At 70.9% G+C, this 13,858-nt stretch carries 14 protein-coding genes; 4 read left to right on the top strand and 10 right to left on the bottom strand.

All coding sequences use genetic code 11. The features are described from left to right. Positions 1-33: 33 nt before the first annotated feature. The 6 genes from GRC12_RS32385 to GRC12_RS32360 all read right to left on the bottom strand — a co-directional run bounded on the left by GRC12_RS32385 (position 34) and on the right by GRC12_RS32360 (position 3,039). Positions 34-189 (bottom strand): hypothetical protein, encoded by a 156-nt coding sequence (locus tag GRC12_RS32385; RefSeq protein WP_208783124.1) that lies wholly within the window; start codon positions 187-189, stop codon positions 34-36. A 14-nt stretch (positions 190-203) separates the two neighbouring features. Further along, positions 204-392 (bottom strand): mobile element transfer protein, encoded by a 189-nt coding sequence (locus tag GRC12_RS32380; protein ID WP_208783122.1) that lies wholly within the window; start codon positions 390-392, stop codon positions 204-206. 19 nt (positions 393-411) lie between these two features. Then, complete coding sequence (locus GRC12_RS32375) at positions 412-1,056, bottom strand: DUF2637 domain-containing protein (protein ID WP_208783120.1); 645 nt, start codon at positions 1,054-1,056, stop codon at positions 412-414. A 48-nt stretch (positions 1,057-1,104) separates the two neighbouring features. Continuing rightward, positions 1,105-1,281 (bottom strand): hypothetical protein, encoded by a 177-nt coding sequence (locus GRC12_RS32370; RefSeq protein WP_208783118.1) that lies wholly within the window; start codon positions 1,279-1,281, stop codon positions 1,105-1,107. An 85-nt stretch (positions 1,282-1,366) separates the two neighbouring features. Beyond that, positions 1,367-2,707: an FtsK/SpoIIIE domain-containing protein gene (locus tag GRC12_RS32365; RefSeq protein WP_208783116.1), complete on the bottom strand. Its 1,341-nt coding sequence runs from the start codon at positions 2,705-2,707 to the stop codon at positions 1,367-1,369. A gap of 2 nt (positions 2,708-2,709) precedes the next feature. Next, positions 2,710-3,039, bottom strand: a complete 330-nt coding sequence (locus tag GRC12_RS32360) for an SCO3933 family regulatory protein (RefSeq protein ID WP_208783114.1) — start codon at positions 3,037-3,039, stop codon at positions 2,710-2,712. Between the two features lie 191 nt (positions 3,040-3,230). On the opposite strand from GRC12_RS32360, the gene GRC12_RS32355 reads away from it, so the two are divergent. Continuing rightward, the gene (locus GRC12_RS32355) at positions 3,231-3,989 is read left to right on the top strand and encodes a GntR family transcriptional regulator (RefSeq protein ID WP_208783112.1); all 759 of its coding nucleotides are present in this window, start codon (positions 3,231-3,233) and stop codon (positions 3,987-3,989) included. Between the two features lie 904 nt (positions 3,990-4,893). On the opposite strand, the gene GRC12_RS32350 is transcribed toward GRC12_RS32355, so the two are convergent. After that, complete coding sequence (locus GRC12_RS32350) at positions 4,894-8,895, bottom strand: nSTAND1 domain-containing NTPase (protein ID WP_208783110.1); 4,002 nt, start codon at positions 8,893-8,895, stop codon at positions 4,894-4,896. Positions 8,896-9,283: 388 nt separating this feature from the next. Further along, positions 9,284-9,754, bottom strand: a complete 471-nt coding sequence (locus GRC12_RS32345) for a hypothetical protein (RefSeq protein WP_208783108.1) — start codon at positions 9,752-9,754, stop codon at positions 9,284-9,286. A 189-nt stretch (positions 9,755-9,943) separates the two neighbouring features. Between GRC12_RS32345 and GRC12_RS32340 the strand changes: the two genes are divergently transcribed. Then, on the top strand, positions 9,944-10,432 hold the full coding sequence (locus GRC12_RS32340; RefSeq protein ID WP_308286687.1) for a hypothetical protein: 489 nt from the start codon (positions 9,944-9,946) through the stop codon (positions 10,430-10,432). Here the strand turns inward: GRC12_RS32340 and GRC12_RS32335 are convergent. Beyond that, positions 10,417-11,169 (bottom strand): glycosyltransferase family 2 protein, encoded by a 753-nt coding sequence (locus GRC12_RS32335; RefSeq protein ID WP_208783105.1) that lies wholly within the window; start codon positions 11,167-11,169, stop codon positions 10,417-10,419. The genes GRC12_RS32340 and GRC12_RS32335 overlap by 16 nt on opposite strands. A gap of 239 nt (positions 11,170-11,408) precedes the next feature. Then, positions 11,409-11,783, bottom strand: coding sequence for a DUF6344 domain-containing protein (locus tag GRC12_RS32330; RefSeq protein ID WP_244374106.1), 375 nt, complete (start codon positions 11,781-11,783; stop codon positions 11,409-11,411). A gap of 338 nt (positions 11,784-12,121) precedes the next feature. Here GRC12_RS32330 and GRC12_RS32325 point away from each other — a divergent pair, with 338 nt between their 5' ends. After that, positions 12,122-12,250 carry a DLW-39 family protein gene (locus GRC12_RS32325; RefSeq protein WP_003999697.1) on the top strand — a complete coding sequence of 43 codons (129 nt, stop codon included), beginning with the start codon at positions 12,122-12,124 and terminating at the stop codon, positions 12,248-12,250. A 201-nt stretch (positions 12,251-12,451) separates the two neighbouring features. Next, positions 12,452-13,705 carry a hypothetical protein gene (locus tag GRC12_RS32320; protein WP_308286686.1) on the top strand — a complete coding sequence of 418 codons (1,254 nt, stop codon included), beginning with the start codon at positions 12,452-12,454 and terminating at the stop codon, positions 13,703-13,705. Positions 13,706-13,858 lie beyond the last annotated feature (153 nt).

Raw genomic sequence — 13,858 nt, 5'->3', positions numbered from 1 at the left:
GTACTTGGGCGTGAACACGGGGCGGTTTCCCTTCTACTTGAGGACGGTGGAGAGGGCGGGGGCGAGGAAGCTTCCGGCGACGAGGTAGCCGCCGACCAGGAGCACGGCGACCAGCCACCACGGCGGGCGGGCGAGCTTGACGCCGAGCCATCCGACGACGAGCAGGGCGAGCCAGAGCGGTACGTCCATGGCGGGATCTCCTGTCAGGCCTTGCAGCGGTGGGTGCGGGCGGCGAGTTCGGCGCCAGCGCGGGTGTCGTAGTCGGCGGCGAAGCCGCAGCCGGGGGCGGTGCAGGCGGCGGTGTGCTTGTCGCGGCCACGGCCGTCGTAGGCGGTGGCGACCTGCACGGGGCCGATGCGGATCACGTTGCGGAAGCGGCGGTAGGCGGTCACGGGCGTTTCTCCTCTCGTCTCAGGTGAGTTGGAGTTCGGCGGCGATGGCGTCGGCCATCGGGGCGGGCAGTTGAAGCCGCGCCGACAGGGCGTCCGCGGACATCGGGGCGCCCGTGGAGGCCCGGTGGGCGTCGGCGATCTTCCGGGCGTGGTCCAGCAGGGCGCCCGGAACGGCGGGAGCGGGCTGTGGCCGTGCGGGGGTCAGTTCCGGCACAGCCGAGGCGGGGACGGGTTCGTCGGTGCGGTGCATCTCGACTTCCGGCGCGGCCGGTTCGTCCACAGCCTGTGCAGGACCAGCGGGGTCGGCGGGTGAGTGCACCAGGAGGGTTCCGCCGAGGAAGGCCAGGGCGGGCCAGCCCGCCACGAGAATGCACAGCCAGGCGGGCACGTCGGTCAGGTCGAGGAGTCCGGCGGTCGCGATGTTCGCACCCAGCGAGGCGAACAGGGCGATGACGAACCAGATCCAGGCAGAGCGGTCGCGGCGAGCCGTGCGTAGCCGACGCCAGGCAGCGACCAGAAGCAGGTCGACCGAGACAGGGTAGGCCCAGGCCTTCCAGCCGGTCTGCCCGGCGGCTTCGGCCAGGTCGTGCAGGTGGGCGAAGGAGAGCGCGCCCGCGATGATGGCCTGTACGAGCACGGCGTCGAGGCGGATGGAACGGGACATGGTTTTCACCTCCTTGCAGGTCAGAACAGGGGCAGTTGTGCCGTTCACTCATCCGGGGTGGGGTTGGGCGCCGGTGCCCAGGCAGTTCAGGCAGATGCCGGACTGTTCGCCAACGGCGCGGCGCTTGCGGCCCACGCGGACGGTGCGGGCGACCTCGCCGGTGCCGTGGCAGACCGGGCAGTCCTTCGTTTCGGCCGTGCGGGTGTCGGTTTCGGGTGTGGCCATCGGTGGTGCCCTCCTTCCGGTTTTCGGCATGACTCGGGTAGGGACCTGGCGCGAAGCGGTCGCGCCGACCGGGGTGCGATGGGGGTTACTCGGTGACCGGGCGGGGCTTGACCAGCGAGGGACCGGCCGTCGGCGCAGGCGCGGGCACGTAGGGGCGGAACGGGTCGAGGAACGGCAGTTCCGGGACCAGGTGGGCGAACTCCCGGCAGACCGCTACGACCTCATCGCGGCTGGTGTTCGGGGTGCGGATCTTCGACCAGCCGCCGGTCGAGTCCGCCGCGACAGCGGTTCCGGGGCGGGACATCGGGATCAGGCTCGCGGCTGGCACGGCGTCCGGGGCCACGTCGGCCAGGCCCATTTCGGCGGTCTGCTTGTCGTTGACGCGATGCACTACACGGCCGGTGAGCTGAGCGCGGAGCATGGTGGCGCCTTTGCCCAGGTCGGAGCCGAAGCGCTGGCCGCAGATCTCCAGGTAGATGCCGATCGCGCGGGCCATCTGCGCCAGCCGGATCAACGCGGTGACGATCCGCTCCCGGCGCTCCTCATCCTTCTTGGAGGAGATCAAGAACAGTTCCGCCACCTCATCGACCAGCACGACCACCGGCACCGGTCGCACATCAGCGGGCAGTTCCCACAGGTCCGAGACGCCGTGACGGCTCAGCAGGTCGAAGCGGTCTTCCATCTCCGCAACCAGCACCCCGAGCAGTGAGGCGGCATCGTCGGGCGTGGTGACCAGTGCGGACAGGCGGGGCGCGAAGGCTGACTGTTCCACCCCACGCTTGCAATCGATCCCAACCAGAGCCACCGGCAGTTGCGCCAGCCCCTTGATCAGATTGCGCTGATACATCGACTTGCCGGAGTGGTTCGCGCCCAGAGTGAGCGCCATCGGCGCCTTGCGGTAGTCCCGCTCGAACGCAGTCCCGTCCTCCCGCACCGCGACCGGAACAGCCATGCCATGCGGGCGGGCCTTGCGGGGCATCCGCACCCGGCGCAGCACGTCATAGCCGGTCATCCGCAGTTCAACGAAACCGGGCTTCGTCTCAACCACGGTCACGGAGTGGACGCCCCAGGCATGCCGGAGCCGCTCCGATGAGGCGATCACGTCGGCGGGCTCCAGACCAGCCGGAAGCCGCAGGGTGACCCGCAGCCCGGTGGACGTGCCACGGACCCGGCGGATCTTCGGCGGGACCGGCTGAACCTCACGGCGGGCTACGTTGCGGGTCATGAACGCCCGCAGACCCGACGGCTGCACCGTCAGTCCGCACACGTCCATCGTGGAGCGGTAGGAGAAGGTGAAGCGTCCCCAGGTCACCGGCATCCCGACCAACGACCAGTACACGCGCGGCGCCCGTACCTTCGCGTAGCCGAGACCACCGGCACCAGCCAGAGCTCCCGTGGCCTCCAGCCACATCGTCAGGTCGGCCATGGTCAGGCCGCCGGAGTGATCGCGACCGCACGGAACGAGATCCCGTGCCGCTTCTGGCCGTTGAACTCGTTCTCCCAGTCACGCGCCTTCAGGCCGATGACCCTGACCGGCATACCCGGCGCCAGACCCTCCGGGTAACCCGTCTCCGGGATGGTCACCTGGTACAGGTTCCCCTCCCCCTCATCCGAGACCAGCAGGCCCACGGTCGACAGAGCCGCACCGGTCTCTCGGTCCATGGCCCGCTCACCGGTCTTGACGTTCGCGAGCTTCGGCGTCGGCGCGGTCGCCACGAACACCACAGCAGTCGAAACGTCGATCTTGAACGACGGCATGAGTTCATCCCTCAGTTCACGGAGGCCACCGGTTGTGGAACCTCTCTAGACATGTCCAGTAAGACACACGTCTCTAGAGACGTCAAGAGAATCTGTCTAGAGATGTTGAGGAGTCGAGATCGCGGCTACACGAGAGGGCATGGCCCGCATGTATGGCCTAGGCTGTCTAGAGAAGAAGGGAGGGCTCCCGAATGACCACCACCGACGACGACCGTCGGCCGAAGTACCAGCGGATTGCGGACTCTCTACGCGAGGCGATCCGGTCGGGCGAGTACAGTCCCGGTGATCGGCTTCCGGGAGAGAACGACCTCATGGCTGCCCATGGCGTAGCCCGCATGACGGCTCGTCAGGCGCTTAGCGTGCTGAAGGACGAGGGCATCGCCGAGTCCCGCAAGGGCGCTGGTGTCTTCGTGCGATCTTTCCGCCCTCTCAGGCGACGAGGCATCCAGCGACTTGCGCAGGAGCAATGGGGTAGCGGCCGATCCATCTGGTCTGCCGACATCGAGAACCGCGCACTCGTCGTGGATCAGGTGACGGTGTCCGAGGAGGCCGCACCCGAACACATCCGGCAGGTCCTCGAACTCAGCGACGAGGACACCGTGTGTGTGAGGCGACGGCGGTTCGTTCTGGACGGGAAGCCCGTTCTTCTTGCAACGAGTTATCTACCCACGTCGGTGGTGGCAGGGTCGGCGATCACTCAGGCAGACACGGGGCCAGGTGGGACGTATGCCCGTCTTGCCGAACTTGGGCACAAGCCAGTGCACTTTCGCGAGGAGATCCGCTCACGCATGCCCACGAAGGGCGAGGCGGAACAGTTGAGCATCTCCGCAGGTACGCCGGTCATTCTCATCTGCCGGACCGCGTTCGCGGACGAAGGACGCCCCGTCGAGATCAACGAGATGACGCTCGATGCCGCCTCCTACATCCTGGAATACGACTTCGACGCGTAGGCCAGCGCGAGTTGTTACAGGTTTCTCTACCTCATCAAGCCCCGGCTGCGCTCCGCTCCGCCGGGCGCGCTCCCGGCTCCGCTGCGGGCGCCGCTCCTGCCTCCGGCCCGCTCCGCCCGCGCTGCGCCGACGCGCGCCCACATGTGGATAGGGCCGGTGGCCATGAGGCGATCACCGCATAGCGCGGCCCACGGTCAAGACGATGCCTCCGGCGGGGGATCGGCCGGCACCGGGATGGAGGGGGCGCCGTACGCGGGTGCGGGTCCGTAGTGGCGTGCGCGGGGAGCTTCCATCCCGTCCACCGTCGACCCAGGCGAAGCCGAGCAGACGCGGCCCATGGCGTCCAGGTCGTTCGTACAGTGGCGCGCTCCACCTGGACGCCATGAACCACGCCCGCTCCACATGCGTGTGGGTCGACGGCGGACGGGATGGAAGCTGGGGAGGGTGGTTGGTTGAGGAAGTGGGCGGCTAGTACGCTGAGTTGGGTTTGTCAAGAGCGCCCCTCTTCGCTGACATCAACGGCTGACATCAACAGGGGCGGACAGCGGCGGCCAGCGGCGGACGCAGGCGAACGGTTCAGCGAGGCCCAGAGCGAGTTGACCGACGTCCACGACCCCACATGATCGACCTGATAAGGATGAGGCCACAGGTTCAAATCCTGTTAGCCCCACCAGCCAAAAGACCCCCAGTCCGTTCGGGCCGGGGGTCTTTCGCGTCTCCGGGTGACACCAACGCGTGCCCGGACGACACCGACCGGCGGCGGGTACGAAAACGCCCGACCGCTGGCGACGGGGGATGCACCAGCGGTCGGGCTATGGCCAAGGGTAACAAGGTCGGTTGTCCGGCGGGAGCCAACTGTTCAGGGCGAACCGAGAGTTGTGATCCGGATCACCGGGTTCCGCCGTCAGTCCTCCGCGCACGGAGGGTCGTACGACAGCCGCGGCAGGTACTCGTGCCACTTCTGCGGTGTCAGTACGCCTCTGGTGGTGGAGCAGATGTGGCGTACGGCGCTGTCGACGTCGAGGTTCCACAGGCGCACGGTGTCGGCGCCGCTGGAGACGCCGAGAAGGTGGCTTCTGGGGCTGAAGGCAAGGAAGTTGCCGGTCTTGGCGTTCGGGCTCATCGACTGGCCGATGGGCGCCGCGTCCGCAGGGTCGGCGACGTTCCACAGCCGCACGGTGTTGTCGTTGCCGCCGCTCGCCAGGGTGCGGCCGTCCCGGCTGAACGTCAGGGACACCACCGCCTCGGTGTGGCCGGTGAGCGGGGAGCCCAGGATCCTCGCCCGGGACGGGTCGGTGACGTTCCACAGGCGGACCGTGTCGTCGTCGCTGCCACTGGCCAGGGTGTGGCCGTCCGGGCTGTAGGCGAGCGTGTTGACCGGGCCGAGGTGACCGGTGAGCGGAGAGCCCGTCAGGCGCGGCCGATGGGGGTCGGTGACGTTCCACAGGCGTACGGTGCCGTCCGCGCTGCCGCTGGCCAGGGTGCGGCCGTCGGGGCTGTAGGCGAGGGCGTTGACGTAGCCGGTGTGGCCGGTGAGGGGCTTGCCCAGTCGGCGGGGGTGGGCCGGGTCGCCGATGTCGAGCAACTGGATGGTCCGGTCGTCGTGGTCGACCGCCAGCGTGCGCCCGTCGGGGCTGAGGGCCAGCGCGTCGGCGCCGGCGTACCGGGTCAGCAGTTCGACGGCGGGGCCGTACGGGACGGGGCGCGCGGGATCGGCGACGTCCCACAGCTCGACCGAGTTCGTGGTCCCCGTCAGCGCGATGAGGGTGCGGTCGTCGGGGGAGAACACCATCGAGCGAGGGGTGCGGTCCTTGGTCGCGAAGGGATCGCCCAGCGCCACGGGGCGCGCCGGCTCGGTCACGTTCCACAGCCGGATCCTGCCGTCCTCCGCGGCGGTGGCCAGCACCTTCCCGTCCCGGCTGAACGCCCCGATCCGGCCGATCATGTCCGACGCCGGTATCGACCACAGACGGACCTTGCTGTCACCGCTGCCGGTGGCCAGCGTCCGCCCGTCGGGGCTGAAGCCGACGGCGTACATCTCACCGCTGCTGCCCGCCAGCGGCTCGCCGACCTGCGAGGGGTAGGCGGGATTGCTGACGTTCCACAGGCTCGCCGTGCTGTCCGCGCTGCCCGCCGCGATCATCGAGCCGTCCGGACTGAAGGCCACGGACCACACAGGGCCGGTGTGGCCGATCAGAGGCTCACCGAGGGAGCTCGGGTGCTCCCGGTCGGCGACGTTCCACATCCGGACCGTGTCGTCCGAGCTGCCGCTGGCCAGCGTCCTGCCGTCGGGGCTGAAGGCGACGGAGTGCACGGTCTGGGTGTGGCCGGTGAGGGGCGTGCCCACGGAGCGCGGATCCCGCGGGTCGCTGACGTCCCACAGGCGGACCGTGTCGTCGTCGCCGCCGGACGCCAGGGTCCTGCCGTCCCGGCTGAACGCGATCGAACGAACCGAGTCGGTATGCCCCTTCAGCGTGGTGAGCGAGACAGGGCGGCGAGGGTCGGTCACGTTCCACAGCCGTACGGTGTGGTCCTCGTCGGCGGTGGCCAGCGTGTGCCCGTCGGGGCTGAAGGCGGCCAGGAAGATCGTGCCGTCGTGTCCCGTCACCGGCGGGCCCAGGGAGCGCGGGTGGCGCGGGTCGCTGACGTCCCACAGCCGTACGGTGCCGTCGTCGCCCGCGCTTGCCAGTGTGCGGCCGTCCGGGCTGAAGACTGCGCTGCTCACCCAGCTCGTGTGACCGGTGAGGGGCTTGCCGAGCGGCTTGGGCCGGGTCCGGTCGCTGACGTCCCACAGCCGGACCGTGTGGTCGTAGCTGGCGGTGGCCAGCAGCCGTCCGTCCGGGCTGAAGGTGGTCAGGTAGACGGCGCCGGTGTGGCCGAGGAGCGGTGTGGCCAGGGGCGCGTTCACGATGGAGATCAGGCGATTGCTCGTACCCGCGTCGTCTCCGCGCAGCCGGTGGGCGACCAGGTCGAGCTGAGCCGACAGCGAGGGGTCCGCGGCCTGGACGCGGTCGGCCTCGGCGAGCACCTGCTGGAAGACGGCGTCGTCGCGCTGCTGCCGGGCGACGACGGCGGAGCCAACGGCCACGACGGCGAGCACGACCAGTGCCGAGACGGCGGCGCGGCTGATCAGCAGGGTGCGCTTGCGCAGCCGCACGGAGGCGGCGAGGAAGTCCACCGCGCTGCGGGTCAGGAAGGTGTCACCCGCCGATCCGGCCCAGCCGCGGGCCTGCTCCAGCCGGGAGCCCCGGTACAGCAGTGAGGAGTCCCGGGCGGAGGCCTCCCAGGCCCGGCCGTCCTCCTCCAGCTGTTGGCGCAGCAGGTTGCCGTTCCGGTCCTCGTCGATCCAGTCCCGCAGCCGCGGCCAGGCGTGCAGCAGTGCCTCGTGGGTGATCTCGACGGTCTCCGCGTCCAGGGTCACCAGCCGGGCACGCACCAGGGCCTCTAGCGACTCCTCCGTCGCTGCGGGGTCCGTCGACTCCCGCGCCAGCTGGCGCCGGGTCCCGCGGCGCCGGGTGGCCTGGGTGTCCTCGCCCAGCCGCACCAGCCTCAGCAGCAGCAGTCGCGCGGCCGCTCGGGCCGCCGGCTCCAGGCCGGACCAGGCGCGCTCGGCGGTCGCCGCCACCGCGCCCTGGATGCCGCCGGCCGCCCGGTAGCCGGCCAGCGTCAGTCGCCCCGCCTTGCGCCGCTGCCAGGTGGCGAGCAGGGCGTGGGACAGCAGGGGCAGCACACCGGCGTCATGCGCCCCACGGGGCCCGTCGGCGCTCACCTCGCGCACGATCAATTCGGCCAGCCCCGGCTCCAGCTCCAGTCCGACGGCCTTTGCGGGGCCGGTGACCGCCTCGCGCAGTTCTGCGGTGGTGAGCGGGCCGAGCACCATGTGCCGGTGCTGCAGCGCGTCGGCCAGCTCGGGATGGGAGAGGCACTGCTCGTAGAAGTCGGCGCGGATGCCGAGGACCACGAGGACGGGCGCCGGTTCGTCGGGGCCCGCGGGTGAGCAGGCGGCGTTCAGGGTCTGCACGAAGGTGCGGCGGGCCGTTTCGTCCGTGCAGAGGGTGAAGGACTCCTCGAACTGGTCGACGATGACGACCGGGCGGCTCATGCCGGAGCTCTCCCGCTTGCCCCAGACGGCGACGGCCTCGCGCACGTCCCGGGTGAACTCCTCGGTCCCGGCCTCCGCCGCGGCGAGAACGTCCGCGAGCTCGGGTATCCGTCCGGTCAGCTCCCCGAGGGGGTCCGCCCCCGGCACGAACTGGACGACCGTCGTCGTGCCGATGCCCTCGTCCCTCAGCACGCCGTTCTGCAGCGCGGGCACCAGGCCGGCGTGCAGCAGGGAGGACTTCCCCGCCCCGGAAGCGCCGACGAGCATGATCAGGCCGCCCGTCCGCTCCACCGCGCGGAGCTGGTCGACGAGGGAGTCGGTGCTCCGCTCCCGGCCGAAGAACCAGCGGGCGTCCTGCTCGCGATAGGAAGCCAGACCCCGGTACGGACACACCCCGGTGACGGCGGGAGCCTCGGCGGACGGTCCTTCCTCCACGGCTGTCGGTGTGGCGGGCCGCTCCCCGGCCGGGTCGGCCACGGCGCGCTCCCACAGGCGCTGCCACTGGGCCATGTCGTACAGCCCCGCCGACACCGGAGCGGGCCGCGCTCGGCGGGCCTGGGGGATCAGGATGTGCAGCACCGCGGCGAGGGCGGCGAACTGGGCCGGCACGTTCTTCGCCCGTCGCCAGTCACTGATCCGCTGGGCGGACACCCGCACGGGCCGCCCTCGCTCGTCCACCCGCTGCAGCTGTACGACCGCCTCGGCGACCCGCGCCAGGGGAGGATTACCGGCCTCCTTGTACAGCAGCGCGAGCCGTTCCGCGAAGGCTGTACGTGCCCCTGAGTCGGGACTCAAGGCCTCCACCCCTAACCTCCCCCGCGTTTGACATCCGGACCGGAAAACTCACTTTATACGGCTGACCTGCGGTTTAAGGGAGCGGAAGGTGACCGGAATCTCCTCGACGGCGCGCCGAACTGGCAGGATCCCGACCGGGTAGCCAACCCGTCACGCTTCGTCCACGCAGACCATCGGCTCAGCGTCCGGAGGGGCGGCACATGGCGCCATCGGTTCTCGGCCGGCTTTCGTCGGGACAACCGGAGGGTGGCGCCGACCCGGCCGGCTGAGTCCGAGAGATCCGTGACGTTCGGCGCCGGTCCCCACGAGGGGAGGGACCGGCGCCGAACGGCGCGGCATCCGGGAACGCGCCCGCCGATGTTTCACGTGAAACACGGCCTGGCTCCGGCTGCCCCCTTCACATCCACCCCGCCTCGGAAGCCGCGACCACCGCGAGTTCCTCGGCTTCGTCGGCAGCTTCGTTGAGGGCGAGGTCTCGGCCCGCCGCTCCTCCGCCGGCCGCGACCGCCGCGGCCCGCGAGGCCGCGAGAGCGGCTTGCAGCGCGCCGAGGGATCCCTCACCGTCCGCCGCTTGGGCCACCTGAGCGGCCAGCGCGGCCGTGGCGGCCGCGTTCCGTGCGCAGCGGGCGTCGGCGGCCGGGTCGGCTGTGCCGGCGGTGAGCGCGTCAAGCGACTGGGCACAGAGGCTCAGGGCGTGGGCGGCCCGCCCGACGGGGCTCTTCGGCACCAGCTCGGCGTCGGACTGGTCCACTCCGGCGTGCCGGCATGCGGCCACGGCGCGGTCGTACGCGCTCCGCGCGCGGGTGCGGTGCGCCGTGCGGAGCGACTCCGCGGACCTCGCCGTACCCACCTCTTCGACTTCGCTCATCTCCGCCTCCTGTCCAGGACGTGCACTCGTCCTGCCCGCCCCGAAGCCGCTGTCGACGTGTGCGGGGGCCGCAGGCGCGGGCAGGGTGACATGTCGGGCGTGAAGAGAACAGGTGGAAGGGCGGCCTGGTTATCTGACGGGTCGTCAGCTATGGTCGCCCTGCCGTGCAGCCTCCGAAGGGGTGATTCCGTGGAGACACGTCCCGAGAGTCCGCAGCCGACCGGCGCCCCGCGCTGGGTCGCGCTCTCCTACCGGCCCTCCTCGGCCTCCTGGCGGACGTGCGCGGAATCACCCCACCGCGCCCCCGTCCAATACGCCCTCGGCGAGATGGCGCACACGGTACGCGCGCGTGGCGAGGACCTGACGGTCAGCCTGTGGGGCCCCAAGGACGGAGCCTGGCAGCGCTACGACGTCTCCACGGGCACGGCGCCCGCCGCGACGTCCGAGGCTCCTCCCACCGGCCCGGAGAAGCCGAGCAGGCTCACGGAGCGCATGGACGACCGCCGGCAGCAGGTCATCATGGCCGGCCTGGGCAAGGCGGGACTCTACGACCTCACGCAGGACGACTGGGCGGCCGTGGAGGCCGTCGTGGACCGGCTCGACGAGACGACCGTGCGCCGGGTCGCCCAGTGGCTCGCGTCGGCGGGACGCGCCCAGGGCGCTCAGGACGCCGAATAGCTCCAGCCGAGGGAGGCCAGAGCCCGCGCCCGCTTCTCCACCACCGCCATGCGCGCCGCCCGCTCGGCCGGGTCCACATGCGCCGCCTGCCCGGTCACCTGTCCCTCCCACTTGCGGTAGAGCAGCCCCGGCTCGCGGGTGAACCAGCCCCGGCTCACTCCGTTCAGCGCCAGCAGCAGTCCCGTGTCCTCGGAGGCGGGCAGGGCCATCCACCCGCCGAGCGCAAGCAGCAGGTCCCGTCGGACGAAGAGGGTCGCGGGGTGGACCTGGGCGCGGAAGTCGTTCGCCCGCCAGAAGTCGAGCACGGTCCCGCGCTCGACGGGGCCCTCGTCGGGGTCGTCCGCAAAGCCGACGGTCGAACCGTCCGGCAGCAGGTCCAGGGCGCGTGACGTCGCCCAGCCGAGGGTGGGGTCGGCTTCGAGAGCCGCCAGGTCGCGCGCCAGCGCCCCCGCCGTGAGCAGGTCATCGGCGTCCAGCACTTTCACGTACGCGGCATCGGTGTGCGCGAGGGCGATGGTCCGGGCGACTCCGGGACCGCCGGGCCGCCCCTGGACAAAGGTCACCCGCTCGTCGTCGGGGACGCAGGGGCGCACCGCGTCCGTCCTGCCGTCCTCCTGGACCACCCAGTGCCACTCCCAGCCCTCGGGGAGCTCCTGGGCGTACAGAGATTTGTAGGCGTCCCCCAATAACTCGGCCGATGGGGGATGGACCGCGGTGACGACGAGGATGTGGGGCATGGGCCCAGGCTACGGGCCGCCCGGAGGGGGCGATCAAGGGTGCACCACGACGTGAGGACCTCCGGCCGGCATACGGCTGGAGGTCTTCAACAGGCGGTTGTGTGTACGCAAGTTCGCCGTTACGTCGGGTGCGTCGGGGAGGGAGATGAGGCGTTGGGGGAAGAGGCGTTGACTCTCGGTTCTGAAGAGGGTCGGCCGGTGTCGAAGACGATCGGCCGGCAGCGAAGAGGAGCGGTGTCTCAGCGCTGAAGGGGAGCGGTGGCGAGGTCCGCCGGGGCGCAGTGGGGGGCGGCCTGTTCGGGCAGAAGGGTCTCCGCGCTCGCTTCGGCGTCCGTGCGGGGACGGTGGCGGCAGCTCGGGGACTTGCCGTGGGCCTCGGCCCGGATGCGCTGCTTCATCGTGGGGGGCAGGGCTCGTGCGAAGAACCAGGACCAGTGCTGGGACGGTGTCGGCATCGTCACCTGGTGCGCGGTGCCGCTCGTTGTGTTGCCGGTCGCCTCGGACTGCGCTACGGCCGCGGTGGCGGTCGACGTCGCGAGTCCGAGCGCCGCACACAGCGCGAGGAAGACGGTGACGATGGTGGTCCACAGCTTCATGACCTGGTTCCGGGCCATGGCCCCTCACTTTCGGGTTGGGCGATTTGCGTACTTTCCTCATGATGTGTATGGGGGCCGGGAAGTGGTGGACCGACGCCCGTGGCGCGTCGATCTTCGGATGAACACCACTCGGATGGGTGCAAACATCCAGAAAAGTGGCGGAGAATCCCCTAAGAGGGATCAAAGTAACCGTCCGTGGAGGTGTGATCACCCTCAGATCGGAGCGGTCGGCTCCGGTCCTACTGCGGTATCGAGACCGGGAGTTGAGGCCGGACGCAGGTCACCGATCGGTATCGGTCGGTGTGTATAGTCGGGCGCCAGAGGTCCCCTACGTCAAGGAAAGACGAGGTCGCGCGGTGAAGAAGCTTCTCCTGGTCGCACTGGCCGCCATCGGCGGGCTCCTCGTGTACCGCCAGATCCAGGCGGATCGCGCCGAGCAGGATCTGTGGACGGAGGCGACTGACTCCGTGCCCACGGGTTCGTGAGCACCGACATCCGATTCTGAAAAACCCCGGCCGTCAGAACGGTCGGGGTTTTGCGTTGCCCGGATGACGCGCCGCATCCCGGGGCAGGATGGGCGACGGTCCCACGGTCCGGGCAACGACGAGGGGTGGCGCGTGATGGGGCGGCGTACGGCGTGGTGGCGCGCGAGACCGGGGCACGGCCGGACTCCGGTACGCGCGCGCGTGGCGGCCGCCGGAGCGGTGCTGTGCGTCTCGGTGGCGCTGACGGCGGGGCCGGCCTCGGCGGCGGACTCCTCCTACGCGTTCGCGGCGGACGCCCGGACCGTCAAGGGCGCGACGGGCACCACGGACGCCACCCTCCTCGACCCCGGCCGGAGCTACCGCAGCTCCCTCCCCAAAGGCGCGAAGCTCTACTACCGCCTCGAAACCGACGCCTCCACCAGCGCCTACGTCGCCGTCACCGCCGTACCGCGCGGCAACGGCAAGCTCTCCGTGAACGACGGCATCAAGGTCTCGGTGCAGAACTCCCAGGGCAACTCCTGCTCCTACGAGAGCGCCAACTTCGGGATCACCGGCAGTCCGCATCCCATCACGGCCTGGGGCGCGCGGACGACGTCCCCGCGCATGCCCCTGTGCGAGGGCGGCGGGCCTTACTACGTGGTCGTCGAGCGCGCCGACGCCGACGGCTCGACCTCCGGCACCTGGGACCTGGAACTGGCCACCGCGACCGAGCCGCGCCTCGGCCGGACCGGCGCGACCAGCGCGCCCACGACCTGGAACTCCGCCACCCCCTCCCCGCTCACCGGCGAGGCCACCACCCGCCAGGGCGGCGCCGGGTTCGCCCGGGCGACCTCCGTGCAGCAGGGCGTCTGGCGCGCCGGCATCTCGCCCGGGCAGACGCTCTTCTACAAGGTCCCGGTCGACTGGGGGCAGCAGCCGTCCGCCGTGGCGGAACTGGGCAGCCACGACGGCGGCGACAGCAGCGGTTATGCGGTCGGAGCGCTGCAGATGACCCTCTACAACCCCGTGCGCGCCGACGTCGAGGACATCGAGATCGGCTACGACGGCAGCCAGAACACAGCCTCCCTGGCCCCGGTGCCGCCCGTCGCCTACGCCAACCGCTACGCGCCCACCGACCAGGTCAACGGAATGCGCTTTGCCGGCTGGTACTACCTCGCGATCCATCTCTCCACCGCGGTGGCCGACGACTTCGGCGCCGGGCCGTTCGGACTGACACTGCGGGTACGGGTCACGGGCGCGGCCCAGGACGGCCCCGGGTACGCCGGGCAGTCCGTCCCGCAGAACGTCTTCGGCGTCACGGCCCAGGACCGGGCAGCCGCCGGGGAAGGCGGGAGCGGCGGGGGCGGCGACGCGATGAGGGCACTCGCCGCGGGTGGCATCGGCGCGGGGACAGTGGTGCTGGTGGTGCTCGGGGTGTGGACGGTCGTGGGGCGACGGCGGCTTCGGGCCTCGTGAGGCGTCAGACGCGGGTCAGGGCCCAGAAGCCGACCGCGTAGCTGACCAGGGCGAACAGCAGGAGGGGCAGGGCCACCTTGGCGGGCGGGCCGCCGGGGCGGCGGACTCGGCGTGCGGCCCGGTGACTGCGGCGCGCGGTGTCCTGCGTGAGGC

The sequence above is a fragment of the Streptomyces griseorubiginosus genome, assembly GCF_017614965.1.
Taxonomy (GTDB): Bacteria; Actinomycetota; Actinomycetes; order Streptomycetales; family Streptomycetaceae; genus Streptomyces; species Streptomyces griseorubiginosus_B.
This window is presented reverse-complemented; position numbering and strand designations above follow the sequence as displayed.

Bases quoted from the DNA above. Each gene is read 5' to 3' on its own strand.
- GRC12_RS32385 (WP_208783124.1), bottom strand. From the start codon at position 189: ATGGACGTACCGCTCTGGCTCGCCCTGCTCGTCGTCGGATGGCTCGGC.
- GRC12_RS32375 (WP_208783120.1), bottom strand. From the start codon at position 1,056: ATGTCCCGTTCCATCCGCCTCGACGCCGTGCTCGTACAGGCCATCATC.
- GRC12_RS32370 (WP_208783118.1), bottom strand. From the start codon at position 1,281: ATGGCCACACCCGAAACCGACACCCGCACGGCCGAAACGAAGGACTGC.
- GRC12_RS32365 (WP_208783116.1), bottom strand. From the start codon at position 2,707: ATGGCCGACCTGACGATGTGGCTGGAGGCCACGGGAGCTCTGGCTGGT.
- GRC12_RS32360 (WP_208783114.1), bottom strand. From the start codon at position 3,039: ATGCCGTCGTTCAAGATCGACGTTTCGACTGCTGTGGTGTTCGTGGCG.
- GRC12_RS32355 (WP_208783112.1), top strand. From the start codon at position 3,231: ATGACCACCACCGACGACGACCGTCGGCCGAAGTACCAGCGGATTGCG.
- GRC12_RS32345 (WP_208783108.1), bottom strand. From the start codon at position 9,754: ATGAGCGAAGTCGAAGAGGTGGGTACGGCGAGGTCCGCGGAGTCGCTC.
- GRC12_RS32335 (WP_208783105.1), bottom strand. From the start codon at position 11,169: ATGCCCCACATCCTCGTCGTCACCGCGGTCCATCCCCCATCGGCCGAG.
- GRC12_RS32330 (WP_244374106.1), bottom strand. From the start codon at position 11,783: ATGGCCCGGAACCAGGTCATGAAGCTGTGGACCACCATCGTCACCGTC.